Origin of the sequence: Pseudoduganella buxea, assembly GCF_009720835.1 — a bacterium.
GTDB classification, from domain to species: domain Bacteria; phylum Pseudomonadota; class Gammaproteobacteria; order Burkholderiales; family Burkholderiaceae_D; genus Rugamonas; species Rugamonas buxea.
On record NZ_WNKZ01000024.1, the window covers coordinates 1 to 24170 of the forward strand.

Annotated in this window: 24 protein-coding genes and 1 pseudogene; 8 read left to right on the forward strand and 17 right to left on the reverse strand. The window is 67.5% G+C overall.

The genetic code is table 11. The features are described 5' to 3' along the window. The 5 genes and pseudogenes from GM672_RS10615 to GM672_RS10635 all read right to left on the reverse strand — a co-directional run. Window positions 1–627: pseudogene (locus tag GM672_RS10615) on the reverse strand (hypothetical protein); the annotation flags it as partial. An 81-nt stretch (window positions 628–708) separates the two neighbouring features. Continuing rightward, entirely contained in the window at window positions 709–1272 is a 564-nt protein-coding gene (locus GM672_RS10620) for a hypothetical protein (RefSeq protein ID WP_155470506.1), read from the reverse strand. A 184-nt stretch (window positions 1273–1456) separates the two neighbouring features. After that, entirely contained in the window at window positions 1457–2362 is a 906-nt protein-coding gene (locus GM672_RS10625) for an intradiol ring-cleavage dioxygenase (RefSeq protein WP_155470507.1), read from the reverse strand. 10 nt (window positions 2363–2372) lie between these two features. Continuing rightward, window positions 2373–2915 (reverse strand): hypothetical protein, encoded by a 543-nt coding sequence (locus GM672_RS10630; RefSeq protein ID WP_155470508.1) that lies wholly within the window; start codon window positions 2913–2915, stop codon window positions 2373–2375. A gap of 37 nt (window positions 2916–2952) precedes the next feature. Next, window positions 2953–3486 (reverse strand): periplasmic heavy metal sensor, encoded by a 534-nt coding sequence (locus GM672_RS10635; RefSeq protein WP_155470509.1) that lies wholly within the window; start codon window positions 3484–3486, stop codon window positions 2953–2955. A 183-nt stretch (window positions 3487–3669) separates the two neighbouring features. On the opposite strand from GM672_RS10635, the gene GM672_RS10640 reads away from it, so the two are divergent. Then, on the forward strand, window positions 3670–4359 hold the full coding sequence (locus tag GM672_RS10640) for a response regulator transcription factor (protein ID WP_155470510.1): 690 nt from the start codon (window positions 3670–3672) through the stop codon (window positions 4357–4359). Window positions 4360–4369: 10 nt separating this feature from the next. Then, window positions 4370–5857, forward strand: coding sequence for a HAMP domain-containing sensor histidine kinase (locus GM672_RS10645; protein WP_155470511.1), 1488 nt, complete (start codon window positions 4370–4372; stop codon window positions 5855–5857). Between the two features lie 19 nt (window positions 5858–5876). Here the strand turns inward: GM672_RS10645 and dcd are convergent, their stop codons facing one another. The 9 genes from dcd to GM672_RS10690 all read right to left on the reverse strand — a co-directional run bounded on the left by dcd (window position 5877) and on the right by GM672_RS10690 (window position 14987). Then, entirely contained in the window at window positions 5877–6443 is a 567-nt protein-coding gene (gene dcd / locus GM672_RS10650) for a dCTP deaminase (protein ID WP_155470512.1), read from the reverse strand. 109 nt (window positions 6444–6552) lie between these two features. After that, a complete protein-coding gene (locus GM672_RS10655; RefSeq protein ID WP_155470513.1) occupies window positions 6553–7380 on the reverse strand; it encodes an alpha/beta hydrolase in 828 nt (275 codons plus the stop codon). Window positions 7381–7444: 64 nt separating this feature from the next. After that, the gene (locus tag GM672_RS10660; protein WP_155470514.1) at window positions 7445–9889 is read right to left on the reverse strand and encodes a DNA internalization-related competence protein ComEC/Rec2; all 2445 of its coding nucleotides are present in this window, start codon (window positions 9887–9889) and stop codon (window positions 7445–7447) included. Window positions 9890–9933: 44 nt separating this feature from the next. Continuing rightward, entirely contained in the window at window positions 9934–10416 is a 483-nt protein-coding gene (locus tag GM672_RS10665) for a T6SS effector amidase Tae4 family protein (protein ID WP_155470515.1), read from the reverse strand. Continuing rightward, the gene (locus tag GM672_RS10670; protein ID WP_155470516.1) at window positions 10413–10781 is read right to left on the reverse strand and encodes a Rap1a/Tai family immunity protein; all 369 of its coding nucleotides are present in this window, start codon (window positions 10779–10781) and stop codon (window positions 10413–10415) included. Before GM672_RS10670 ends, GM672_RS10665 begins: the two co-directional genes overlap by 4 nt. A 130-nt stretch (window positions 10782–10911) precedes the next feature. Next, window positions 10912–11715 carry a TatD family hydrolase gene (locus GM672_RS10675; RefSeq protein WP_155470517.1) on the reverse strand — a complete coding sequence of 268 codons (804 nt, stop codon included), beginning with the start codon at window positions 11713–11715 and terminating at the stop codon, window positions 10912–10914. A gap of 10 nt (window positions 11716–11725) precedes the next feature. After that, window positions 11726–12430: a lipoprotein-releasing ABC transporter ATP-binding protein LolD gene (lolD, locus tag GM672_RS10680; protein WP_155470518.1), complete on the reverse strand. Its 705-nt coding sequence runs from the start codon at window positions 12428–12430 to the stop codon at window positions 11726–11728. Between the two features lie 10 nt (window positions 12431–12440). Then, a complete protein-coding gene (locus tag GM672_RS10685) occupies window positions 12441–13703 on the reverse strand; it encodes a lipoprotein-releasing ABC transporter permease subunit (protein WP_155470519.1) in 1263 nt (420 codons plus the stop codon). Window positions 13704–13724: 21 nt separating this feature from the next. After that, window positions 13725–14987, reverse strand: a complete 1263-nt coding sequence (locus GM672_RS10690; protein WP_155470520.1) for a lipoprotein-releasing ABC transporter permease subunit — start codon at window positions 14985–14987, stop codon at window positions 13725–13727. A gap of 188 nt (window positions 14988–15175) precedes the next feature. Here GM672_RS10690 and GM672_RS10695 point away from each other — a divergent pair, with 188 nt between their 5' ends. Next, window positions 15176–16153, forward strand: a complete 978-nt coding sequence (locus GM672_RS10695) for a hypothetical protein (RefSeq protein WP_229417668.1) — start codon at window positions 15176–15178, stop codon at window positions 16151–16153. After that, window positions 16150–17844 (forward strand): single-stranded-DNA-specific exonuclease RecJ, encoded by a 1695-nt coding sequence (recJ, locus tag GM672_RS10700; RefSeq protein ID WP_155470522.1) that lies wholly within the window; start codon window positions 16150–16152, stop codon window positions 17842–17844. Before GM672_RS10695 ends, recJ begins: the two co-directional genes overlap by 4 nt. 19 nt (window positions 17845–17863) lie before the next feature. Here recJ and GM672_RS10705 read toward each other — a convergent pair whose 3' ends face one another. Beyond that, window positions 17864–18349, reverse strand: coding sequence for a YybH family protein (locus GM672_RS10705; RefSeq protein ID WP_229417669.1), 486 nt, complete (start codon window positions 18347–18349; stop codon window positions 17864–17866). Between the two features lie 207 nt (window positions 18350–18556). Between GM672_RS10705 and GM672_RS10710 the strand changes: the two genes are divergently transcribed. From GM672_RS10710 to GM672_RS10725, 4 genes are read left to right on the forward strand one after another with little or no spacing between them, the layout of a single operon-like run. Continuing rightward, window positions 18557–18994, forward strand: coding sequence for an antitoxin Xre/MbcA/ParS toxin-binding domain-containing protein (locus tag GM672_RS10710; protein WP_155470523.1), 438 nt, complete (start codon window positions 18557–18559; stop codon window positions 18992–18994). Next, the gene (locus GM672_RS10715) at window positions 18995–19717 is read left to right on the forward strand and encodes an RES family NAD+ phosphorylase (protein WP_155470524.1); all 723 of its coding nucleotides are present in this window, start codon (window positions 18995–18997) and stop codon (window positions 19715–19717) included. It abuts the gene before it with no gap. 7 nt (window positions 19718–19724) lie between these two features. Then, window positions 19725–20042, forward strand: coding sequence for a DUF2288 domain-containing protein (locus GM672_RS10720; protein ID WP_155470525.1), 318 nt, complete (start codon window positions 19725–19727; stop codon window positions 20040–20042). 8 nt (window positions 20043–20050) lie between these two features. After that, window positions 20051–20890: a DUF817 domain-containing protein gene (locus tag GM672_RS10725; RefSeq protein WP_155470526.1), complete on the forward strand. Its 840-nt coding sequence runs from the start codon at window positions 20051–20053 to the stop codon at window positions 20888–20890. A gap of 17 nt (window positions 20891–20907) precedes the next feature. Here the strand turns inward: GM672_RS10725 and GM672_RS10730 are convergent, their stop codons facing one another. Together GM672_RS10730 and GM672_RS10735 are read right to left on the reverse strand one after the other, a co-directional pair. Then, window positions 20908–22053, reverse strand: coding sequence for a cellulase family glycosylhydrolase (locus GM672_RS10730; protein ID WP_155470527.1), 1146 nt, complete (start codon window positions 22051–22053; stop codon window positions 20908–20910). 129 nt (window positions 22054–22182) lie between these two features. Next, window positions 22183–24168 (reverse strand): bifunctional 2',3'-cyclic-nucleotide 2'-phosphodiesterase/3'-nucleotidase, encoded by a 1986-nt coding sequence (locus tag GM672_RS10735; protein WP_155470528.1) that lies wholly within the window; start codon window positions 24166–24168, stop codon window positions 22183–22185. Window positions 24169–24170: the final 2 nt, after the last annotated feature.

Consider the following 24170-nt stretch of genomic DNA (forward strand, 5'->3'; position numbering starts at 1 on the left):
CGCGCCACCCTGGCCGCCCATCTGCCCCATCTGGCCGCCCTGGCCATTGCCCTTGCCGCCCCCCAGCAAACCCGGCGCGAACTGGCGTGCCGCCGCCGTGGCGGCCTGCTGGGCGATCTGGCGCGGGTCGCCGCCCCGGGCCTGGGCCGCCTTGTTGACGGTATCCGCCGCCAGCCGCACGAAGGTCTTGGCGCCTTCGAACTCGCGGTCCTCGCCGGACAGTTCGCCTTCGGCCTCCAGGCCCAGCGCGCTGCCCGCCGCCGACGCCAGGCCGCTTCCGATCTTGGCGCCCAGGGGGCCGCCGAAGTAGCCGCCGATGGCACCGCCGGCCAGCGGAATGGCCTTCTTCGCCACGCCCTTGAGCACGCCGCCGACGGCCTGCCCGATGGGCGACTTGATGACGCTGCCGGCGACGGAGGCCGCCTTCTTCAGGAAGTTGCCGAGGAATTGGTCCAGTTCCTGCTCGTTGCTGACCGACAGCAGCTCGTTGGCCAGCTCCATTTCGTCCGCTTCGGACAGCAGGCCGCCGCCCTCCCCGGTCCATTCGCCCTGGCCGAATTCGTACTGTTCCATTTCATAGCCGGTCTCCTGACCGAATTCCAGGGTGGTGCGATCGATGTCGTGCATGATGTGCTCCCGATAGAAGTAGACTGCGATTGAACTTCGGTGAAACCGCGAAAAGCCGGACCAGCCGGGCGCCGACCCTGCCTAACACTCCAGTACCACGATGAGATTGCCCTGCCGTTGCCAGCGCCCCGCCTGGGGCACCGCTGTCTGCGCGCGCTGGCGCAGCAGCCCGGGTGCATGGCGCCGCGCGGCGTGCAGCAGCGCCAGTTGCACGGCCTGGCCGGGTTCCTGGGCCGGCCGCCGGCGTGCTTCCTCGACCGTATCGCCGGCCAGGCGCACGAAGCGGCGCGCCACTTCGAACTCCTTGTCCTCCGGGCTCAGGCCTTCCAGCTCCATGCCGAAAATGGCCGCGGCCTTGCGTTTCAGGTCGCCCGGCGCGCGGGTGGCGTTGACGGGAAAGACCATCCGCGCACTGCGCTGCAGCACGCCCATCAGCGGCCGGGCGATCGGGCCATGGCCGCCGGCGCGCCCTACCAGGTCAGTCAGCGCGGCGGCCAGCGCAGCCGGGCTTTCCGCTTCCAGCAGGCGGGCGGCGAAGGCCATTTCGCCGTGGTCCTCGCGCCATGCCGTGGCAGGGTTGACGGAGGCGCCACGCCGCGGCGGGATTTCCAGTTCGGGCTTGTAGTCGATCAGGCGGCGGTCCATGGAGCACTCCCGGCTGCGGCGCTGCGATGTGCCGCGCCCATGCCGATAAGTGCAAAGGGCGTGCCAACCGGATTTCAGGGCTCGGGATGGGGGATTTGCCGAGGTGTGGCGAACGTGACTTCGCCCGGCACGGGGGCCGGGCGAAAATGGGCGAAAGACGTTTCGCCGCGAAGGGAAATTGCGCTTACGCGGCGATGGCGACCGTCAGGGTGGCGACATAGCCGCTTGTGGCGTTGCCGGTGACGGTGGCCAGCTGCAGCGAATAGCCGTCGCTGAAGACGTTGTCGGTAGCGAAGCTGATGTTGGCCAGGTTGCGCACGCTGGCGCTATAGCCGGTCGTCGCATACACCTCGTTGCACGCCGCCAGCGGGAAGGCGAACTGCGACGTCTTGATGCGGTTGCCGGCGCTGGCCGCCTTGGCCAGGCTCGGGTAGACCTCGAAGTGCACGTGCGGCATGCGGCCTGCATAGCAGCCGGGGAAGATGGTCGTAAACGTGATGTCGCCGTTGGCGTCCGCTTCCTGCACGCCGCGCAGGTAGTTCTGGTTCGTCACGCCGTTCGAATACAGGGAGTAGTTGCCGTCGCGGTCGCAGTGCCACAGATAGACGGCGAAATTGCCAGCCGCGGCGCAGGTGGCGTTGGCGTTTACGATGCGCAGCTTGATCGTCAGCGGCACGCCGGCGGCCACGCCCGTGGCGCCATTGAAGCTGGCGCGGATATCGCTGCGCACGACGCCCGTCTGCGTCAGCACGTTGACGGTGCCGCTGCTGTTGCTGTTGGTGCCGTCAGCCGGATACGGGCCACCTGTCTCTTCGGGGATGACGGAGCAGCTGCCGCCTGTCGTCGTCGTGGTGCCGGTGCCGGTGCCGGTCGTGCCGGTGGTACCCGTCGTGCCGGTGCCGGTCGAGCCGGTGCTGGTGGCGGTGGTGCCGGTCGTGCTGTCCGACGCGCTGCCGCCGCAGCCGAGGATGGGCAGCGCCGCGGCACTGGCGAAGAGCCAGCGCAGGGACTGGCGCCGGCCGGCCGTGGTGTTCAGCATGGCTTGCAGGTCCTGCTCCAGGCTGTGGTCGTGGTCGTCGTGATGGTGCATGGGTGTCTCCTCAGGCGGTAGTGTTGATCAGGTTGCCGGTGTTGCCGGCGGCGGGCAGCTTGCCGGACAGAGCTTGCAGGAAGCTCGTCAGCTGGGTCTTGGTGTCGCTGCCGTCGCCGCCGTCGCTGCCCAGGGCCGTCAGCAGTTCCTTGAAGGAGCCTTGCAGCGCGCCGGTACTGTCGGTGGCGCCGGTGCTGTCGCTGCCCAGCGCGGAAATCAGGCCTTGCAGATCGGTGGAAAGCTGGCCGGGGCCGCCCTGCGGCGCTTCGCCGTAGCTAGGCTCGGTTGCGGTGGACTGGCCGTGCAGCGCGCCCATCAGGTCTTCCATGAAGCTGCCGAGCGCCTCAGTGGCTTCGTCGGTGGACGCGGCGCTGCCGTCCACGCCGATCGACGTCAGGGCGTCGACGATGGCCGAAGCGAAGCCGCCGCCGTCGGGTGGCGGTGGCGGCATCTCTCGGGTCTGCCGCGTACTGGAGGTGACGGAGGTGCCGGACAGGCGGCTGGTGGCGCCCAGCTGGCTGGCGGTGCTCGACGTCAGGGAACTGATATTCATCGTGGTCCTTCGATTGCTGGCGTTCGGGTTGACTTACTTATGGGCGCGGGACGCGGGCCACGAGGCCGGCATTGCGTTCATCGACCTGCTTGCGCTGCTCCGGTGTCAGCACGGCCAGCACCTTCTGCTGCGTGCGCAGGTGCTGCAAGGTGATATTGGCCATGGCCTGGGCCGAAGCCTGTGCCAGTCTGGCGGCGGCGGCGTCGTCGAACCTGGCGGCGCCATGCAGTGCAAACAGGGCCCGCTCGGCTTTTTCGTGCGCCCTGGACTGCTCGCGCAGGTAAGGCACCTGGCCGTGCAGGATGGCGAACACCTTGTCCTGCTGCGCTTCGCTCAGTTCGACGCCACGCAGGAAGGGAGGACCATCGGGACCGGGGCCGAAGCCGAAGGGGCCGTCGCCGCCGCGCGGGCCGCCGGAGCCACGGCCGGGAGGACCGGCGCGGTCGTCCGGGCCGCGGGCGTGCGGCGCGCCGTCGTCGCCCGCATCGAGGTCGGCGGCATTGACGGCCAGCGGCAGCGCCAGCACGGCGGCTGCCAGGATGCTGAGCAGTTTGTTGTTCGAATTATTCATCGGGCTTCCTTGTCAACGATTGGAGCCGCCATTCTTCCCGTGGGCCGTGTAAAGCGCGGTTAGCGCAATGTAAATCGGGGTAAAGGGCGTGGGGGAATACCCTGTAAAACCGCGTAAATGGGGCATTGCCCGCCGCTGCCCTGCGTTATGATGGCCGCTTCACGACTCACCCCAAACGCTGCAATGAGCAAGGTTCTGCTGATAGACGACGACATCGAACTGGTTGGCATGTTCCAGGAATACCTGGAGCAGGAAGGCTTCGAGGTCAAGACGGCCAACGACGGCGAGGCCGGCACGGCGTGCGCGCTGACGGGCCAGTACGCCATCGCCATCCTGGACGTGATGATGCCGCGCATGAACGGGCTGGAAACCCTGCGCCGCATCCGCGCCGCCAGCCGCATGCCGATCCTGATGCTGACGGGACGCGGCGACGACACGGACCGCATCGTCGGCCTGGAACTGGGTGCCGACGATTACGTGACGAAGCCGTGCACGCCGCGCGAGCTGACGGCGCGCATCCGCGCCATCCTGCGCCGCACCCAGGGCACGCCGATGGACCAGCTGGCGTCGGCCCCGATCGTCGTCGGCCAGCTGACCATGTGGCCCGAACAGCGCCGCGCCAGCTGGGCCGGCGCCACCCTGGAGCTGACCAGCACCGAATTCAACCTGCTGGAAGTATTGGCCCGCAACGCGGGCAAGCCGGTCAGCAAGAACATCCTGTCCGAGCAGGGACTGGGCCGGCCGATGGCGCGCTTCGACCGCAATATCGACGTGCACCTGTCCAGCTTGCGGCACAAGCTGGGCACCCTGGCCGATGGCCGTTCCTGCCTGCAGACGGTCTACCGTATGGGTTATCAACTGATCAAGGACTGACCTTCCCGCCATGGGCCGCCTGTTCTGGAAATTCTTCTTCTCGATCCTGCTGGCGCAGATCGCCGCCACCGTCGGCATCGGCGGCGCCATCTGGCTGAAGAACCGCGACAGCGCCCAGCAGCGGCGCCTCGATATCGACACCAGCCCACCGGCTGAAATGGCCATCGAATCGGCCGCCGCCACCCTGGACGCGGGCGGCCCGAAGGCGCTGGCGCGGCTGCTGGAGAACATGGGCCGGCACCGCGTCTACGCCGTCGACGGTGACGGCAAGGAGCTGTTGGGCCGCATCGTCGACCCGGCCGCGCTGGCCAAGGCCCGTGCCACGCTCGATGGCGGCGACACCCGCGTCGTGCGCAAGGTCACGCTGCCGAACGGCCATCCCTACCTACTGTTCCTGCCGGCACGGCAGCGCCAGGGCGGCCTGAACCCGGGCGATACGCGCCCCCTGCTGGCCGGGACGGGGCTGGCGGGACTGGGCATGGACGGGCCGGGACCGGGGCAGCCGCCGATGGACGGCCCGCGCCCGGGCAGCGAACCACGTGACGGTGCGCGGCCGCCTCCAGGCGCGCCCGGCCCCGGCGGCCCCTATGGCCCGCGCTTCCAGCCCCTGACACCCTTCGTGCCGCTGGCCGCCGCGCTGATCGCCAGCCTGCTGTTCGCCGCCCTGCTGGCATGGTACTTCGCCCGCCCCATCCGCTCGCTGCGACAGGCTTTCGAGGCCGCATCCGGCGGCGACCTGGCGCCCCGCTTCGCCGACAGCGGCAAGGGCGGCGACGAACTCAATGCCCTGGGCCGCGATTTCGACCGCATGACGGCACGCCTGCGCAGCCTGATGGACGGCCAGACCCGCCTGCTGCACGACGTATCGCACGAGCTGCGCTCGCCGCTGGCCCGGTTGCAGGCCGCCATCGGCCTGGCGCACCAGCGCCCCGACCGGGTGCTGGCGTCGCTGGACCGGATCGAGCGCGAAAGCATCCGCATGGACAAGCTGGTGGGCGAGTTGCTGACCCTGTCGCGGCTGGAAGCGGGTGCGCTGGCGCCGAACCGCGAGGACATCGACATGGCCGAGCTGCTGGACGGGATCGTCACGGATGCCCGGTTCGAGGCGCAGACGCAGGGCCGCACCGTGGAGCAGCGGGGCGAGGCGGAAGTAACCCTGCTGGGCGAGCCGGACATGCTGGCCCGCGCCATCGAGAACGTCGTGCGCAACGCCATCAAGCACAGTCCCGAAGGGGCGACGATTACCGTGGAAGCGGCTGCGGCAGGCGGCCGGCTGCGCATTGAAGTACTGGACCGCGGCCCGGGCGTGGCGCCCGCCGACCTGGCCGCCATCTTCCAGCCCTTCTTTCGCAGCAGCGGCACGGAAAAGGACGTGGAAGGCCACGGCCTGGGGCTGGCGATCGCCCAGCACGTTGTGCAGCAGCATGGCGGCACCATCGCGGCGCACAACCGCCAGGGCGGTGGCTTGCGCGTGGAGATCGTGCTGCCGCTCGACTGAGCGGCAGTTTCCTATTACATCACGCCTTCGGCAGGGTCACGCCGTGCTGGCCTTGGTATTTGCCGTTGCGGTCCTTGTACGACGTTTCGCACACCTCGTCGCTTTCGAAGAACAGTACCTGGGCGCAGCCTTCGCCCGCATAGATCTTGGCCGGCAGCGGCGTCGTGTTGGAGAACTCCAAGGTCACGTAGCCTTCCCATTCCGGCTCGAACGGCGTGACGTTGACGATGATGCCGCAACGCGCATAGGTCGACTTGCCCAGGCAGACCGTCAGCACATTGCGCGGGATGCGGAAGTACTCGATGGTGCGGGCCAGCGCGAAGGAATTCGGCGGAATGATGCAGACGTCGCTCTTGATGTCGACGAAGGAGTTCGAATCGAAGTTCTTCGGATCGACAATGGTGCTGTTGATGTTCGTGAAAACCTTGAACTCGTCGGCACAGCGGATATCGTAGCCGTACGAGGACGTGCCGTAGGAGATCACCTTGCGGCCGTCTTCCATCCGCACCTGCTCCGGGTGGAAGGGTTCGATCATGCCGTGCTGCTCCGCCATGCGGCGGATCCATTTGTCGCTCTTGATTGTCATCGCGCGTTCGATTCTCTAAAGTTGCTGGAGGCCGGCGCACGGGGCGCCTGGGCCGGATCGCAGCGATTTTACGCGATGACGGCTTGCCAATGAAGCTCTTTCGCCCCTTTTACGCTTGCAGGCGCCGCGGCGCCGCCGCCTCGCCCAGCAGCTCCGTCACCATGTCGCGGATGGCCTGGGCCGTCAGCGCGGGGAACTCCATCGGGAACAGGTGCCCGCCCGGCATCATGTGCAGGTGCTCGCCCACCAGCGCGCGCGTGGCGGCCAGGCCGGCCTGCCGGTTCTCTTCCGACGTGCGCCCGGCCAGGTAGCCGGCCGGCACGGGGAAGCGCCCCGCCACCATGGCGCCGATATGGTGCGGCAGGGTGCGGTACACGGCCGTTTCGGCCTCGCGGGTAAAGCGCAGCTGCACACCCTCCGGGTGGGGTTCCAGGCCTGCGTCCAGGTAATCCTGCAGCACACCCGGTGCCCAGGCCGCGAACAGCCGCTTGCTGGCGAAATGCGTCATCGCCTCCTCGACGCTGGGCCACACATTGCGCCGCTTGACGGACAACTGCGCCGGCGACAACCGCTCGCCCTGCCCCGCCAGCTTGGCCAGGCGCCACACCAGCGCGCGCCACCCCGCCACGACGGGCGAGTCGAGCATGACGACGCAGCGCGCCAGCTCCGGGCGCCGCGCCGCCGCCATCACGCTCAGCATGCCGCCCAGCGAGTGCCCGACGAGGATCACGGGCTCGCCCCGATACCGCTCGGTCAACTCGTCTATGAGCTCATCGACCAGCATCTCCCACCCGTCCCGCACGGGAAAAGAAGGATTGTGCGCGTGGCGGTCCAGCGCCCCGACCTCGAAGTCACGGCCCAGCAATTCGAACAATTGACGGTAGGTGCCGGCCGGGTAGCTGTTGGCGTGGGAGAAATGCAGTTTCGGTTTCATCATGGTGGCAATTGTAGGGGGATTGCCTGGGGAAAATTGGTGGGGGTATTCTAATGGATGGGGCGCCTTATCGTTTATACCAGTAGCGCCGGTTCAGCAACCGGACCTCCTCGACGCCAACATGGGATCCAGTTTCCACCGTCACCGCCCCACTCACATCCGTCCGCAACCGCCGCACCCCCAGCTTCCCATACCGCTCGAACACGGCCGCCTTCGGATGCCGGTAACGATTCCGATACCCCACCTGGAAAATCGCCACCGAAGGCTGCACGGCGGCCAGGAACGGCTCCGTGGACGACGTGCCGCTGCCATGGTGCGGCACCAGCAGCACGTCGGCGCGCAAGCGTGAACCTTCGCGAACCACCAGTTCCGCTTCCTGCGCCGCCTCGATATCCCCCGCCAGCAGCACGGTGCCGCCCGGCGCCGCGATGCGCAGGGTGCAGCTGCGGGCGTTCGTCTTCAGCGCGCTATCGCCATAGCTGGCGGGCAGCGGATGCAGCATCTCGAAGCGGACGCCGTTCCACGTCCAGGCCTGGCCGGCGGCACAGCGCAGGTGGCGCGGCACTGCGGCAAGGGCCGGGTGGTCGTTCGGCAGCGACGACAGCAGCCAGTCCGTCCGCACGCTCTCCAGCACGGCCCGGGCGCCACCCACGTGATCGGCGTCGCCATGGCTGACGATCACGCCGTCGAGCCGGTCGATGCCGCGGGCGCGCAGGTAGGGCACGATAATGCGGCTGCCGGCGTTGGAGTCCGGTCCGTAGGCGGGGCCGGTGTCGTACAGCAGCCGGCGGCCGGCCGTTTCGACCAGCACGGCCATGCCCTGGCCCACGTCGAAGGCGACGATGCGCACGGCGCCGGGTGGCGGGCTGTCGGGTACGGCCGCCAGCAGCGGCGCCCACGTCAGCAGGCCCAGCCACCGTGACGGCCAGCCGCGCGGCGCCAGCAGCCACAGGGTGCCGGCGAATGCCAGCGCGAACAGCCACGGCGGCGGGCTGGGTGCCGACCAGACGGCCAGGCGTCCGGCACTGAACCAGTGCAGCAGCTCAGCCAGCGCCTGCATCAGCGCATGGGCCGCCTGCAGCAACGGCGTGCCGACGGGGTCCGGCAGCAGGCCGCCGGCCAGCGCCAGGGGCGTGACGAGCAGGCTGACGACGGGAATGGCGATGGCATTTGCCAACGGGCTGACCAGCGACACCTGGGCGAACAGCAGCATCGTCAGCGGCACCAGGCCCAGCGTGACGGCATACTGCGTAATCACGGCCGCGTGCAGGATTTGGCCCAGCCGCTGGCGTCGCGTAAGAGGCCGGCCCCGCCTGGCCTCGCCATCCGGCGCATCCGGTGCCGGTGCCTGCCTGTGGACGGCCGTGCGGCCGACGGTGGCGTACAGGATCAGGGCCACCGCGCCGAAGGACAGCCAGAAACCCGGCCACATGACGCACCACGGGTCGAGCAGCACGACAACGCCGGCCGCCAGCGCCAGCACGTGGGTCACGCTGGCCAGCCGGTCCGTCCACGCAGCCAGCGCGACGACGCACAGCATGTACAAGGTGCGCTGGGCCGGCACGCCGAAGCCGGCCAGCAGCACGTACAGCAGCGCCGCCAGCACGCCGGCCAGCGCCGCCACCTTCTGCGCGGGCAGCCGCAGGGGCAACTGCCAGCCACGCACGAAGAACGACCGCCGCCACAGGCTGGAAGCGATCCACGCCACCAGGCCGGCGATCATCGTGATGTGCAGCCCGGAGATCGACACGAGGTGGCTGATGCCCGTGCGGTTGAACACCTGCCAGTCGGATTGGTCGATGGCGCGCTGGTCGCCCACCACCAGCGCGACGATGACGCCGGCGTATTCCCGGCCCGCCAGCGCCCCGAGGATGCGCTCGCGCAGCGCGGCGCGGCAGCGCTCGACCACGTTGTGCGGCGTAAGAACAAAGCTGTCGAGGCGCTGGTTGGCCCCTTCGACGCGCACATAGCCGGTGGCCCGGATGCCCTGGCCCAGCAGCCAAAGTTCGTAGTCGAAGCCATGGGGATTGGCGTTGCCGTGGGGCCTTTGAAGGCGCACCTTGAGGCGCCAGCGCTCGCCGGGCTGGACCCGGGACCCCGGCAGTTCGCCGGCTGCCCGGCTGGCGGCATACCACGATAGCGCGATGCGGGGCGGCATCACCAGCCCGGTCGGGCTGACGACCTGTTCGACGGCGAAATAAAAGCGTTCTCCCTGCGTACCCCGCGCCGGCAGGCTGTCGACGGTACCGATGACAACGGCATCGCGGCCTTCATCGGCCGCCGACAGTGACGGTGCCAGAGCCCGCGCAGCCACGAATGCGGCCCAGAAGAAGCCCGCCAGCAGGCCCGCGACCATGCCATGGGCCAGCCGCGCCCGGCTGCGCAGGAAGCGGGATAGCAGCAACGCGCCGGCCAGGACCAGCACGAGCGAGGCGCCGGGGACCGGCGGCAGCACCGGCTGCAACTGCAGCAGCGCGGCGCCGCCAATCAGGCCAAGTATCGTGCACCGCATGCGTCAACTGCCGGAAAACGCTGCGCTTGGGCGGTTTCGTATTGCTAGTTCAAAGGCCAGAACCAGATTTCCGCCGCACCGAAGAAGCATTGGCTGGCGCATTCGGAAAATCCATTGCTTCTCGGTTCGACCAGATCGATGTGACCTTGTGCGGTCGTCGCCTCGGGGTGTATCCGGAAGAACGAAATAACGCCACTGCGTTTCCCGATCCCCGCACGTGCAGCCGTCTCTGAGCGGTATGTCTCCGGCTTCCCCCAAAGGTGCCGCAGGATATGGGAAAGCTTCGCTTGGCCAGGTTCGATCTTACGATCTCGCGTGAGTCCGCCGGTCCCCCTCATCCGGGAACCCACCAACCTGACACCGGACAACGCCAGCGCAGCACTCAAGCGCATGGCGCAAGTGTCCTCGAAAGCACGGTTGTCGAGCAGATCGTCCCAGCCCAGCACTTCCGTGAGAAGTTTTTCCCGGGGATACCGAGCGCGCGTGGGAAAGTTACTGCGCACGACAGCGTAGGCTGGACGGTTCATCGAATGACTCCTTTCGTACACGGGTATCGGGAAGCGAGGAATGAAAGCAGCATTTGGGCGGCGTTGCCTTTCCGGGCCTCGGCGGGCAGCCCCCTGATATGGTCGGCCGCGTCATAGGCCAGCTCGAAGGTCTTCCGCGGCTTGGCAGGGCACCAGAACGTCCCTACCCCCGCATCCTTGACGCCATCGAGATAGCTGTACGCCTTTTCCCGGTCGCGATAATCCAACTCGCCCATCGGTTCCGCGTGGGACATCCACTGGACGAATCGATCGCCGGTGAGCTCATACGGCATGGCTGCGGCAGGATTCCAGGCAGTTAGAGCGGCGGCAAATGCCACCGGAAGGAGAAGGTCTGGTCGCGTCATGAGGCACCTCGCTGCTGATAAGCATCATAGGTGCGGGCAATTCAGCAGCCTTGCGAAGGGTCAATGGCCGGCATCAAACGAAGGCGGCAAGAACATCAAGCGCACTTTGCGTCTTAAGACGCCGCCAACGCTACGCCGCCAACAAAGCGCGCAGCCGGGGCATTACATGATGGGCATTTGCCGTGGTGGCGGCTTGAACTTCGTCAAGGCCGATGCCGCGCAGCTGCGACAGCACTTCGGCGATGCGGGGCACCTGGTCGGGCGTGTTGACGCCGGGATGCAGCCAGTGGGGTGCGATATCCGGCGCGTCGGTCTCCATGACGATGGCCGACAGCGGCAACTGCTCTGCCAGGCGTCGGATCTGCAGCGCGCGCGTAAAGGTCAGGTTGCCGCCGAAGCCCAGCTTGAAGCCGATGTCGATATAACCCTGGGCCTGCTGGAAGCTGCCGTTGAAAGCGTGGGCGATGCCGCCGGCCGGCGGGATCTGGCGGATGTGCTTCAATACCTGGTCCTGCGACTTGCGCACGTGGGTCAGGATGGGCAGGCCGAATTCGCGGGCGATTTTCAACTGCTCGCGGAAGAAGTAGACCTGCTTTTCGCGCATGGCCGGTTCGACCAGGTGCGGCAGGAAGAAATCCAGTCCCACTTCGCCGATGGCGACGAAATTCGGGTCGGCCATGGCCGCCGCCACGCGGGAGCGCAAGGTCGCCAGGTCGTCCTCGCCCGCCTGCGGCACGCAGATCGGGTGGATGCCCAGGCCGTACGACGCGTTCGGCGCCGTGGCCGCCAGTTGGGCGACGGCGTCGAAGTTGGCCACGTCGATGGCCGGGATGACGATCATCGACACGCCGGCCTTCCCTGCGTCGGCCGCCACGCGCAGCGACTCGCCGCCGAATTCGCGGGCATCGAGGTGGCAGTGGGTATCGATCCACATGGCGTGCCCCTCAGGCGTCCTGGCGCAGGCCTTCGTCCGTCAGGCGCAGTACGCGGTCGCAGCGGCGCGCCAGTTCCGGATCGTGGGTGACGATGACGAAGGCCGTGCCCAGCGTGCGCGACAGCTCCAGCATCAAATCAAAAATGGCTTCCGCCGTGGAGTGATCCAGGTTGCCGGTCGGCTCGTCGGCCAGCACGCAAGCCGGTTGGGTGACGAGGGCCCGGGCCAATGCCACGCGCTGGCGTTCGCCGCCGGACAGTTCGCCCGGCACGTGCGTGACGCGCTTGGCCAGATTGACGCGCGCCAGCATCGCCTGCGCCTGCTCCTGCGCGACGGCGCGCTTGATGCGCCGGATCATCAGGGGCATGGCGACATTGTCCAGCGCCGAGAATTCCGGCAGCAGGTGGTGGAACTGGTAGACGAAGCCCAATGCCTCGTTGCGCAGGTCGCCCCGTGCCGTTTCCGAAAGGGTCGCGAAATCCTTGCCGCGCAAGGACACGCTGCCCGTGCTGGGCGTATCGAGGCCGCCCAGCAGGTGCAGCAGGGTCGACTTGCCGGAGCCGGAGGCACCGACGATGGCGACGCGCTCGCCCCGGTGGACGGCAAAGTCGATGCCGCGCAGGACGTCGACGGAATAACTGCCCTGGGTGAAGGTCTTGCCCAGGTTGCGGCAGGCCAGCACGGGTTCTTGGTGGTTGTGGTTCGTCTGGTTCATGGTTCTCGTTTCATTCATAGCGCAGCGCCTCGGCCGGCTTCACCCGCGCGGCCCACCAGCTGGGGTAGATCGTGGCCAGGAAGGCCAGGATGACGGCGATGATGCCGATCTTCGTCACGTCCGGCCAGCGCATGTCGGACGGCACGGTGCTGATGTAATAGATGTCCTTCGACAGGAACTGCACGCCCAGCAGCTGCTCGATGAAGGGCACGATGACGTCGATGTTCGATGCCACCAGCACGCCGCCCGTGACGCCGAGGGCCGTGCCCAGCAGGCCCACCAGCGCGCCCTGGATGACGAAGATCTTCATGATCGAGGCGGGCGACGCGCCAAGGGTGCGCAGGATGGCGATGTCGGGCTGCTTGTCCGTCACCGTCATCACCAGGGTCGAGACCAGGTTGAAGGCCGCCACGGCGACGATCAGGGTCAGGATGATGAACATCATGCGCTTTTCCGTCTGCACGGCGGCGAACCAGTTGGCATTGAGCTTGGACCAGTCGCGCACCGTCAGGTGGGCCGGCAGCATTTTTTTCAGTTCGTCCGCAACCTGCGGCGCGCGGTGCATGTCCGCCAGGCGCAGGCGCAGGCCGGACGGCGCTTCCATGCGCAGCATGCGCTGGGCATCCTGCAGGTGGATGAAGGCCATGCCGGCGTCGAACTCCTGGTGGCGGGCCGAGAAGATGCCGACGACGGTAAAGGAACGCATGCGCGGCACCAGGCCGGCCGGCGTCACGGTCCCCTGGGGCAGCACCATCGTCACCTTTTCACCCAGGCTGGCGCCCAGCGCACGCGCCAGGTCCACGCCCAGTACGATATTGAACTGGCCGGGGCGCAAGGCGTCCAGGCTGCCCTCCTTGACCTGCAACGCCACGTCCGACACCTGCGGTTCTTCCGCCGGCAGCACGCCGCGCACGATGGCCGGGCGCAGCGCCTCGCCGCCGTGCATCAGGCCCGCCTGCGTCTCGGAGAACGGCGCCGCGCCCCGCACCTCGGGATGCTTGCGCACGGCCGCGGCCTGCTGCTGCCAGTCCGGCATGCCGGCCGCCTTGTCGAATACCTCGACGTGGGCCAGCACGGACAGCATGCGTCCCGTCACGTCCTTCTGGAAACCGTTCATCACGGACAGCACGACGATCAGGGCCCCCACGCCCAGCGCGATGCCGGCCATCGAGATCAGCGAGATAAAGGAGATAAAGCTGTTACGGCCGCTGCGCTTGCCGGCGCGCGTGTAGCGCAGGCCGACCAGCCATTCGAACGGCAAATTCTTCAACATGGGATTGCTGCCTTTGCTGGGTTATTCATAGCGGAGGGCCTCGGCCGGCTTGACGCGCGCGGCCCACCAGCTGGGATAGATCGTTGCCAGGAAGGCCAGGCCGACGGCGGTGGCGCCGATGGCCGCGACGTCCGGCCAGCGCAGGTCGGACGGCACCGCGCTGATGAAGTAGATGTCCTTGGCCAGGAACTTCACTCCCAGCACGCTCTCGATGGCCGGCACGATGACGTCGACATTCATCGCGATGAGCACGCCGCCGGCCACGCCCAGCGCCGTGCCCACGATGCCGACGAGGGCGCCCTGGATCATGAACACCTTCATGATCGAGCGGGGCGACGCGCCCAGGGTGCGCAGGATGGCGATATCGGCCTGCTTGTCCGTCACCGTCATCACGAGCGTGGCCACCAGGTTGAATGCGGCCACGGCGATGATCAGCGTCAGGATGACGAACATCATGTGCTTTTGCGTCTGCACGGCGGCGAACCAGTTCGTGTTCAGCTTGGACCAGTCGCGGATCAGGAGTTCGCCCGGCATCGTCTGCTTCAACTGGAATGCCACCTCGGGCGCCTTCTGCATGTCCTGCACCTTCAGGCGCAGGCCGAAGGGGCCCGTCATCTTCAGCAGCTGCTGGCCGTCTTCCAGGTGCACGTAGGCCAGCGTGGAATCGAATTCGTTGTGACCCGCCTCGAAGATGCCGACCACGGTGAACGTGCGCATGCCCGGGGCGCTGCCCGACAGACCGCCTTCTGCCATCGCCATGGCGACACGCCCGCCCACCTTTACTTCCAGCGCGCGCGCCAGCTCGATGCCCAGCACGATATTGAAGGCGCCCGGTTTCAGGTCGGCGAAGCTGCCCTGCTTCACCTGCCTGACGATGTCCGATACCTTCGGTTCCTCATCGGGCAGGATGCCCCGCACGATGGCCGGACGCAGCACGTCGCCGCCGTGGGCCAGCAGGGCCTGCGTCTCGACAAAGGGCGCGGCCGCCTTCACTTCGGGATTGCGCAGGGCGGCGGCGGCCGTGGCGCGCCAGTCCTGCATGGGGCCGCCCATCTCGTAGATTTCGATATGGCCCAGCACGGACAGCATGCGCGCCGTGACCTCCTTCTGGAAGCCGTTGTAGACCGACAGCACGATGATCAGCGCGGCCACGCCCAGGCCGATGCCCGCCATCGAAATGGCGGAGATGAAGGAAATGAAGCTGTTGCGGCCACTGCGCTTGCCGGCCCGCGTGTAGCGCAGGCCGACCAGCCATTCGAACGGCAGATTCTTGGTAAAACTCATGGACGGAGAAATCCGGGACGCGAAAATGCGCAGTTTGCCATATAAACAGCATTTCATGCTGGGAAACACCATTCCAGCCGTGCCTAGCGGGATCCGGGGCCGATTTGAAGGGCGGGCCGGAAAAAACGTACAATGGCGGGATGGCTTCCACGACTGTCGTAATTCCCTTCGCCCTTCCCCCCGCTCCGATGGCCCCCGACCTGATCCGCGCAATGCAGGCGCCGGCGCTGGCCGCCCTGTTGTCGCGCCACGGCTCGCACGGCTTTCACGCCTTCGAGGCCGACAGCCGCGTGCTGCCCCATGAGGCCTGGCTGGCCCACGCGCTGGGGTTGACGGCTGCGCCGCTCGATGCGCCCGTGGCCGCCGCCGTCATGGCCGGCACGGGCGTGGCGCCAGGCACCGGCCACTGGTTCCTCGTCCATCCCATCAGCATCCAGGTCGGCAACCACCTGCAGATGGGCGATCCGGCCCAGCTGCGCCTGGAGGAAGACGAATCGCGCACCCTGTTCGACGCGGTGCTGCCCCTGTTCGACGGCGACGGCCACCAGCTGGTGTACGGCGACGCCCGCACGTGGTTCCTGCGCGCCGACGCCTGGCAAGGCCTGGACACGGCCTCGCCGGACGCCGCCAGCGGTGGCAACCTGCACCCGTGGATGCCGACGGGCGACGCCGCCCGCGCCTTCCGCCGCCTGCAGAACGAAGTGCAGATGCTGTGGTTCGCACACCCCCTGAACGCCACGCGCGAGGCCCGGGGCCTGGCGCCCGTCAATTCCTTCTGGCTGTGGGGCGGCGCCGGCGCGGCCATGCAAGCCAAAGTACAGCCTGCCACGGCCGACGTGCCGCACTGGCTGGCGGCATTGGCCGACCCGGCCCGCCGTGCCGCGACGCCCGCCCAGCTGCGCAATGGCGATATCGCCGTGGCCGGCCACGCGCTGGCCGCCGGCCTGGCGGAAGACTGGTCCACGTGGCTGGGCCGGATGCAACAGCTGGAAGACGAATGGTTCGCGCCCCTGCTGGCGGCCGTCAAGTCGGGGGCAGTCAACCAATTGACCCTGGTGCTGTCCAATCGCCATGGCTGGCTCGAGACGCGCACGACGAAGCTGGCGCAATACCAGTTCTGGCGCACCAACACCCTGAAGAACCTGCTGACCGAATTGACACCATGACCCGCATCGCCACCCGTTCCTGTCCGTTCCGCGCGTCCGAAATGCTGCGCCAGGGCGGCGTTCACCCCGTGCTGGCGCGCCTGTTCGCCGCGCGGGGGCTGACGGACCCGAAGGAATTGTCGTCCGAACTGTCGGCCCTGATCCTGCCTTCGGGCCTGCTGCATATCGACGCGGCCGCCGTCTTCCTGGCCGACTCGATCGGCGCGAACAAGCGCATGGTCATCGTGGCCGACTACGACTGCGACGGCGCCACTGCCTGCGCCGTGGCGCTGCGGGGCCTGCGCGCAATGGGCGCCAATGTCGACTTCATCGTGCCGAACCGCTTCGAGTACGGCTACGGCCTGACGCCGGAAATCGTCGCGCTCACCGCCCGGGAGAAATCCCCGGACATCATCATCACCGTCGATAACGGCATTGCCAGCATCGACGGCGTCGAGGAAGCGAAGCGGCGCGGCATCGAAGTGGTCGTCACGGACCACCACCTGCCGGGCGACCATTTGCCGGACGCGCGCGTCATCGTCAACCCGAACCAGCCCGCCTGCGGCTTCCCGTCGAAGAACCTGGCCGGCGTGGGCGTCGTGTTCTACGTGCTGCTGGCCCTGCGCGCGGAACTGCGCCGGCGCGGCGTGTTCGACCAGCAGACCCAGCCCAAGCTGGACAACCTGCTCGACCTGGTGGCGCTGGGCACGGTGGCCGACGTCGTCAAGCTCGATGCCAACAACCGCATCCTGGTGGCCCAGGGCCTGAAGCGCATGCGGGCCGGGCGCATGCATGCGGGCGTGGCGGCGCTGTTCCGCGTGGCAGGCCGGCAGGCGCGCAGCGCCACGCCGTTCGACCTGGGCTTCGCGCTGGGGCCGCGCCTGAACGCGGCAGGCCGGCTGCAGGACATGTCGCTGGGGATCGAATGCCTGATCACGGACGACGAAGGCCGCGCCTGGGCCCTGGCCCAGCAGCTCAACGAAATCAACATCAAGCGCCGCGAGATCGAGGCGGAGATGCAGGACGCGGCCCTGCTGCACCTGGACGACTTCCAGCCGGCCGACAGCACCACCATCAGCGTGTTCGACGACAGCTGGCACCAGGGCGTAATCGGCATCGTCGCCTCGCGGCTGAAGGAGAAGTTCTACCGCCCCACCATCACCTTCGCGCCCGCCGGCGACGGCTGGATCAAGGGCTCGGGCCGCTCGATCGCGGGCTTCCACCTGCGTGACGCGCTTGACCTGGTGTCGAAGAAGGCCCCGAGCCTGATCGACAAGTTCGGCGGCCACTCGATGGCGGCCGGCCTGTCGATCCGGGCCGATGCCTTCGGCGCCTTTTCCGATGCGTTCGAGACCGTCGGCCGCTCCTGGCTCAGCGAGCACCAGCTTGAGCGGGTCATCGAGACGGACGGCCCGCTGGAGGACGCGTATTACTCGACCCAATTTATCGAACTGATGGACGGCATCGTGTGGGGCCAGGGCTTCGCGCCGCCCGTGTTCTGCGACGAGTTCCGCGTCGTCAGCCAGCGCATCCTGAAGGAGCGCCACCTGAAGCTGCAGCTAGAGAAGAACGGCGCCCGCTACGACGCCATCTGGTTCGGCCACACGGATGCCATCGGCGAACGCGCCCGCGTCGCCTTCCGCCTCGATGCCAACGAATACAACGGCACCACCCGCGTGCAATTGCTGGTCGAGCACGCCGAGACCTGCTGACCCACCCCTGGCCGGCGGGTCAGCGCCGCGACGGTGTTTTCTTGAGCAGGCAGTCGCAGGCCGGTTCGCCCTTGTCGAACACGATGCGCCACGTGCCGGGCGACTCCTGGCGCCAGACCGAATTGAAGCGGGTCGTGACCTTGCCCTGGCCATCGCGCACAGGCCCGCTGGACTGGGCCAGCGTGCCCGATGCCAGCACGACCACCCTGTCCGGCTCCCACGAGAACGGCGCCTGGGGCCCGTCGAAATAGTCCTTCCATGCGGCCGCCACGGCAGCCTTGCCGCGCAGCGGCTGGGCGCCGCCGTCGAAGATGGCCTCGTCGGCCAGGAAGGCCTTGAAGCCTTCGAAGTCGCGCCGCGCCATGGTTGCGGCGAACGCACGTTCCGTGTCCGTGACCTGCCGCGTCAATGCGGCATTATCGACCGGCGCCATGGAGGCGCAGGCACCCAGCAGAAGGGGGGCGCCGAGGGCCAACACGGCCGGCAATCCAGGGTATCGGGTCATTTGCACTCCTTTCGACGATTTTCTTGTCGTTCGAGCAAGCATCTCAGCCAATTCTACGCCGCTGCCGGTTCGCACGCCACGTTGGCGGGGCATGGCGGCCGCGTCCATCTCGCCACATGGAATTGCCTGTTGCTTGCGCCGCCACAAAAAGACTGACTTGCATTTGCTCCGGAAACGGAGTATAACGACTGCACATAAGGAGGTTTTATGCATTCTGCTTACGCCTATCCGAAGAGTCGCTATCAACCGCAGAACCCCGTCGACCTAAACGCACGCGAAGAACGCGAGCGCCTGTCGCAGTCCGCGCTGAAGGGCTTTTTCAAGCTGGCGACCGCGTGGAAGCTGCGGGACGACGACGCCCGCGAGCTGTTGGGCGGCCTGTCCAGCAGTGCCTATTACGAATGGAAGAGAAACCCCGACCGGGTACTAGAAGTGGACCGCATCACGCGCATTTCCTACCTGCTGGGCATCTACAAGACGCTGCACATCATCTATGGCGACAAGCTGGCCGACGAGTGGGTCAGCCTCGCCAACAGGAATATCATCTTCGGTGGCCGCACGCCGCTTGCCTATATGCTGGCAGGCGGCCTGCTGGCCATGCAAACTGTCCGCAAACTGCTCGATGCGCGGCGTGGAGGCCTGTAATTGCCCGTCTTGCCCATTCCGCCGCTGCGGCAGCTGCGCCAGTTCGATACCTGCCGCCTGATTCCGTCGCGCTTCGCCGATGTCGAGGATTCCGTGCTGGCACCGCTGGCCGACAACGACGCCGAGCTGCGCGACCTGTTCGAGCTCGATAACGCCACCAATGCCCGCCTGCTGTCCGAGCATGGCGGCGCCGTCGGCATCGGCATCGAGGAACTGCTGTTCCACGTGCCGAACTACCGCATCGTCAATGCCGCCTATACCTACGCCCGTCCCGAGGGCAGCCGCTTCAACGACGGCGACCGGGGCGCGTGGTACTGCGGCTTCGCGATGGAGACGGCGCTGGCCGAAGTGATCTTCCACAAGACCGTGGAATACGCCGAGATCGACCGCTTCGACGACAGCGTCAGCTACCAGGCCATGCTGGCCGATTTCACGGCGCAGTTCCACGATATCCGCGAGCAGCCGGGGTTTTCCGGCTGCCTCGATCCGGCCAGCTACATCGAGTCGCAGGCGCTGGCCGAGCGGCTGCTGAACGCCGGGTCGACGGGCATCATCTACCCCAGCGTGCGCCACGCGGGTGGCACCTGCCTGGCGTGCTTCCGCCCTGCGCTGGTGGGCAATGTTCGCAAAGGCCCGGCCTATCGGTTAACATGGCGGGGGGAGCCGGCGCCCGCCGTCGAGGCGATAGCCACCCCTGTCCCGAAACCCGCGAACCAAGGTTAGAGCTGCAATGCAATTGAACCCCGACAAAGACATCGAACTGCGCCAGAAGGTCAACCGCGAAACGGCACGGCTGCCGTGGGCGGAACTGATGCGCCATTTCGCCTCCGGCAATGTGGTGTGGGTGGCCGATGAGCTGGACCTGGTGGAAGTGGCCGTGCGCATCTCGCACGACGACAAGGCCAGCGTCGGCCAGTGGATGGCGGCCGGCCAGATCGCCAAGGTGTCGGACCAGCAGGCGCAAGGCTGGCTGGAGACGGAAGCGGAGCTGTGGGCCTGCGTCGTCAGCCCCTTCATCCTGGTGCAGCAGCAGAAGCGGCCGCACTAAGCGCGTCGATGCTGGCGGCGCTGGACAGGCACCTGACGGACGCGCGCGCACGGCCCCTGGCGGGCTGGCGCCGCGCGCTGGCCGAGTTCCTGTATTTCGGCGTCAAGGAAGCGCGCGCCTGCCTGTTCGTCGCTCTGTTCTTTGCCTGCGTGTTCTGCGTGCCCCGTGCCGGCCTGCTGGGCATTGCCCGCTACGACCTGCTGTTCGCCGCCGCGCTGGCCATCCAGGCCGGCATGATCGCCACGCGCCTGGAAACGTGGGACGAACTGAAGGCCGTCAGCTTGTTCCACGTGGTGGGCTTCGCGCTGGAAGTGTTCAAGACCTCCGGCGCGATCGGCTCCTGGAGCTACCCGGATGCCGGCATCACGAAGCTGTTCGGCGTGCCCCTGTTCGCCGGCTTCATGTACGCCGCCGTCGGCAGCTACATCATCCAGGCCTGGCGCCTGTTCGACCTGCGCATCCGTCACCACCCGCCCTACCCGCTGGCGGCCGGCATCGCCCTGCTGATCTACGCCAATTTCTTCACCCACCACTACATCGGCGACTACCGCTGGTACCTGGCCGCGTGCGCGCTGGGACTGTACGCGCGCACCACCGTCATCTACCGCCCGCTGGACCGCGACCGCCGCATGCCGCTGCTGCTGGCCTTCGTGCTGATCGGCTTCTTCATCTGGCTGGCCGAGAACATCGGCACTTTTTTCGGCGTATGGCGCTACCCGAACCAGCTGGGCGCCTGGTCGGCCGTCCACGTGAGCAAATGGAGCGCCTGGTCGCTGCTGGTGGTGATGACGTTTACCATTGTGGCCAACCTGAAGCACGTGAAGGCGCGGATTCACGTGCCGGAGTGATTGCCGGGTGAGTGCCGCTAGAAGATCGAGGCCCGTTTCGCCGTGTTGGCGATGCCATGCTGGCTGTACCACACCGTATTGCCCCAGCCCGTCGTGGTCGACCAGCCGCTCATCAGGTCGAGCCACGCATTCGGGCCGTCGTTGCCGGCCGTGGACCACGCCACGTAGCCGACGCCGAATTGCTGCGACCACTGCATCAGCCGCAGCGCGTCGACGCGGGAACCCAGGTTGTTGTTGCCATTGTTGTGGTCGTAGCCGAACTCGCCGAACAGCAAGGCCAGGTTGCCCTTGCGGTAGTTGACGATTGTGTTGTAGATGTCGTCCGGGTTGTTGAAGGTGCCGTAGGCGTGCACGGAAAACAGCAGGTTATGGCGGGGGTCATGGTCCACCAGGTCGCGGCCGTACCACAGGCCGCCGTTCGGATTGCCGCCGTAATCCGGGTTGTCGATGACGAGCGTTGTCGTCAGCCCCACGTTGCGGATGGTCGTGATCGGCTTGAGGTAGTCGTCGCGCCACTGCAGCGGCGTCTTGCCGGCGTCGCCCCATTCGTTGGCGATATTGATCATCACCGTCCGCTCATGCTTCTTCAGCACGGCCGCGACATCGGCCCTGGCCCAATAGTCGGCCATTTCCTGCAGGACGGCCGCGTCGTTGTTGCCGGTGCCGTCATGCAGCTCGACGATGGAGACCATCTTCTGCGGCGCGATGGCCGCCAGGATCTGGTCGAGCCGCGCCGCGCTGCCGCCCAGGGTCCAGACCACGCGAATCAGGTTGGTCTTGCGCGCGGCCAGGTTCGGCAGAACGTTGAAGGCTTGCGCGTCATACCAGGCATGGGGATTGTTGACGCCGCGCGCGACGAAGGCGTTGCCGTTGGCGTCGTTGACGACGCTGCCGCTGACGCGAAAGCCCTTGAAGACGACCCGGCACGACAGGCTGTTTTCCCAGCCCCAGCCGTCGCCATCCGGGTCGGAGGCGGCATTCGCGCAGTCCGGGGCGCCCGGGGCCGTGGCGGCCACCTTGCAGGACTGGCTGTTTTCCCAGCCCCACCCGTCGCCATCGGGATCGGACGCCGCGCTGGCGCAGGTGGGCACGGCAAGCGCCGGTGCCGCCGCCACGCACAGCAGCGTGGCGGCGATCAGCAGTCGTTTTGGAAGGTGATGCATCGAAGTCTCCTGGTCGGGTTGCGGGGAATGCAGCCGGATTATAGGGAGACCGATCGCGCCCGTAACACCCGGGCAGCCTGGCGGCCCTCAGTTTAGCGGCGACCCGACTAAACGGAACCCCGGCGCGGTCTATCGGGACAGGTCGATCGCATACAGCGCCAAGCCCTTGCCGCCGCCATCGTCGGCGCGCAGCTCGCGCACGTTCGCCAGCCCAACCTCGCGGGCCAGGTCCACCTTGCCCGGCGCCGAGTGGAATACCACAGGCCCCTGCGTCGCTACGCGCGCGAAGCGCCAGCTGCGCGCAGTGCCGTTGGCCGCGCGGCGCAGGTCCTTGTGCTGCTTCACATAGGAGATCAGCACGTCGCGGTTGTTGTCCGGCGCGTTGACGACGGTGCGGCTGCCGTCCAGGCCAGGGAAGGCGCCCCCGCCGGCGGCGCGGTAATTGTTCGTCGCCACGAGGAATTCCTGGCGGGGATCGATGTCCCTGCCCTGCCAGCGCAGCCTGGCGATGCGGCTGCCCGACGGCTGCGTCACGTCGATCTCGTACTGCAGCCGTGCGTCGGTTGCCATGTCGAAGTTAAAGCCTGGGAAAGCCGTGTCCACCAGCTCCTGCGCGTCCGAGCGGCGCGGATCGATCGTGTTGAAGCGCCCTGCCGCCTTTTCCAGCCAGGCTTTGAGCCCTGCCCCGTCCACCTTCACGCCCACCAGTGAGTTGGGGTACAGGTACAGGTCGGCCGCGTTATTGAGCGCGATGGCGCCGGCCGGCACGTCGGTGAAATCCTTGCCGCCGTTCGATCCCGTCTTGAAGGGCGAAGCCATCGACAGCACGGGCAGGCCGGCCAGCGCCGGCTGGTTGGCCTTGACGTAGTCCGCAAGATACGCGGCCTGGGCCTGGTTGACGACCTGGATCGCGCTGGTATCGCCCACGTCGGCGAAATAGGTCGACATGCGGAAGTCCGTGGTGCCGATCGGCGTCTTCACATAGCGGATCGTCGCCTCGTGCTCCGCCGCGACCAGCGCCGGCACGGCGGCATCGGCGCGGGCCGGGTCGATGGTCCGCGCCTCCACCATCGTGCGCGACTTGTCGACCACCCACTTGCCGCCTTCCCGGCGCAGCTGCAGCTTGACCACGCCCAGGTGCTTGCCCCATACGCCGGCCATCACCGTCGGCACGCCGTGCACGGTGCCACGGGCCTTGTCGACGCCGGGCAGGTCGAACTGCGCCACGGTGCTGGCAGCGTTCGGGAACACCTGGTGCGAGTGGCCGATCAGCAGCGCGTCGACGCCTGGCACGCGCGCGATCTGCCAGCTGCCGTTTTCCAGGGTCAGCGTGTACGGGCTGTCATCCAGGCCGCCGTGCGAAATGGCGACGACGATGTCCGCGCCCTTCGCCCGCATCTCGGGTACGTAGCGCTCGGCCGCCTCGCGCACGCCGATGGTGCTCACCTTGCCCTCCAGGTGGCGTTTGTCCCACGTCATGATGGTGGGCGGCGTGAAGCCGATGATGCCCACCTTGACGGTGGCGCGCACGGGCTTGCCGTCCGGGCCCGTGGCCTGCACTGCCTTGTCGAGGATGGCGTAGGGCTTGAACAGGGGCTGGCCGGACTTGACGCTGATGACGTTCGACAGCACCAGCGGGAAGTTCGGACCGGCGCAGCCGCTGCGCCGCGGATCGACGCCGTCGACGTCGAAGCGGCTGCCCGTGACCTGGTTCAGGTAGGCCAGGCCGTAGTTGAAATCATGGTTGCCGATGCCGCCGCCGTCATAGCCCAGCGCGTTGAACACCTTGTAGATGCCCAGCGTCTCGCTGCACGGCACGGGCGCGACGACGGCCTGGTAGTCGGCCAGCGCCGTGCCCTGGATGGTGTCGCCATTGTCGAGCAGGACGGTGTTGGCATACTGCGCGCGCGCCGCCCGGATCAGCGCGGCCGTGCGCTCCAGCCCGAGGCTGGGGTCCGGTGCCAGCTTGTAGTAATCGTAACTGGCGACGTGGCCGTGCAGGTCGGTCGTTTCCAGCAGGGCCAGCGTGACCTCGCTGCCGGCGGGGACAGTGGGCGGCAGCGCGGCGCAGCCGGCGAGAACGATGGGCAGGGACAGCAGGGTCAGGGATTTCATGG

Bases quoted from the DNA above. Each gene is read 5' to 3' on its own strand.
- GM672_RS10620 (WP_155470506.1), bottom strand. From the start codon at position 1,272: ATGGACCGCCGCCTGATCGACTACAAGCCCGAACTGGAAATCCCGCCG.
- GM672_RS10625 (WP_155470507.1), bottom strand. From the start codon at position 2,362: ATGCACCATCACGACGACCACGACCACAGCCTGGAGCAGGACCTGCAA.
- GM672_RS10630 (WP_155470508.1), bottom strand. From the start codon at position 2,915: ATGAATATCAGTTCCCTGACGTCGAGCACCGCCAGCCAGCTGGGCGCC.
- GM672_RS10635 (WP_155470509.1), bottom strand. From the start codon at position 3,486: ATGAATAATTCGAACAACAAACTGCTCAGCATCCTGGCAGCCGCCGTG.
- GM672_RS10640 (WP_155470510.1), top strand. From the start codon at position 3,670: ATGAGCAAGGTTCTGCTGATAGACGACGACATCGAACTGGTTGGCATG.
- GM672_RS10645 (WP_155470511.1), top strand. From the start codon at position 4,370: ATGGGCCGCCTGTTCTGGAAATTCTTCTTCTCGATCCTGCTGGCGCAG.
- dcd (WP_155470512.1), bottom strand. From the start codon at position 6,443: ATGACAATCAAGAGCGACAAATGGATCCGCCGCATGGCGGAGCAGCAC.
- GM672_RS10655 (WP_155470513.1), bottom strand. From the start codon at position 7,380: ATGATGAAACCGAAACTGCATTTCTCCCACGCCAACAGCTACCCGGCC.
- GM672_RS10660 (WP_155470514.1), bottom strand. From the start codon at position 9,889: ATGCGGTGCACGATACTTGGCCTGATTGGCGGCGCCGCGCTGCTGCAG.
- GM672_RS10665 (WP_155470515.1), bottom strand. From the start codon at position 10,416: ATGAACCGTCCAGCCTACGCTGTCGTGCGCAGTAACTTTCCCACGCGC.
- GM672_RS10670 (WP_155470516.1), bottom strand. From the start codon at position 10,781: ATGACGCGACCAGACCTTCTCCTTCCGGTGGCATTTGCCGCCGCTCTA.
- GM672_RS10675 (WP_155470517.1), bottom strand. From the start codon at position 11,715: ATGTGGATCGATACCCACTGCCACCTCGATGCCCGCGAATTCGGCGGC.
- lolD (WP_155470518.1), bottom strand. From the start codon at position 12,430: ATGAACCAGACGAACCACAACCACCAAGAACCCGTGCTGGCCTGCCGC.
- GM672_RS10685 (WP_155470519.1), bottom strand. From the start codon at position 13,703: ATGTTGAAGAATTTGCCGTTCGAATGGCTGGTCGGCCTGCGCTACACG.
- GM672_RS10690 (WP_155470520.1), bottom strand. From the start codon at position 14,987: ATGAGTTTTACCAAGAATCTGCCGTTCGAATGGCTGGTCGGCCTGCGC.
- GM672_RS10695 (WP_229417668.1), top strand. From the start codon at position 15,176: ATGGCCCCCGACCTGATCCGCGCAATGCAGGCGCCGGCGCTGGCCGCC.
- recJ (WP_155470522.1), top strand. From the start codon at position 16,150: ATGACCCGCATCGCCACCCGTTCCTGTCCGTTCCGCGCGTCCGAAATG.
- GM672_RS10705 (WP_229417669.1), bottom strand. From the start codon at position 18,349: ATGACCCGATACCCTGGATTGCCGGCCGTGTTGGCCCTCGGCGCCCCC.
- GM672_RS10710 (WP_155470523.1), top strand. From the start codon at position 18,557: ATGCATTCTGCTTACGCCTATCCGAAGAGTCGCTATCAACCGCAGAAC.
- GM672_RS10720 (WP_155470525.1), top strand. From the start codon at position 19,725: ATGCAATTGAACCCCGACAAAGACATCGAACTGCGCCAGAAGGTCAAC.
- GM672_RS10725 (WP_155470526.1), top strand. From the start codon at position 20,051: ATGCTGGCGGCGCTGGACAGGCACCTGACGGACGCGCGCGCACGGCCC.
- GM672_RS10730 (WP_155470527.1), bottom strand. From the start codon at position 22,053: ATGCATCACCTTCCAAAACGACTGCTGATCGCCGCCACGCTGCTGTGC.
- GM672_RS10735 (WP_155470528.1), bottom strand. From the start codon at position 24,168: ATGAAATCCCTGACCCTGCTGTCCCTGCCCATCGTTCTCGCCGGCTGC.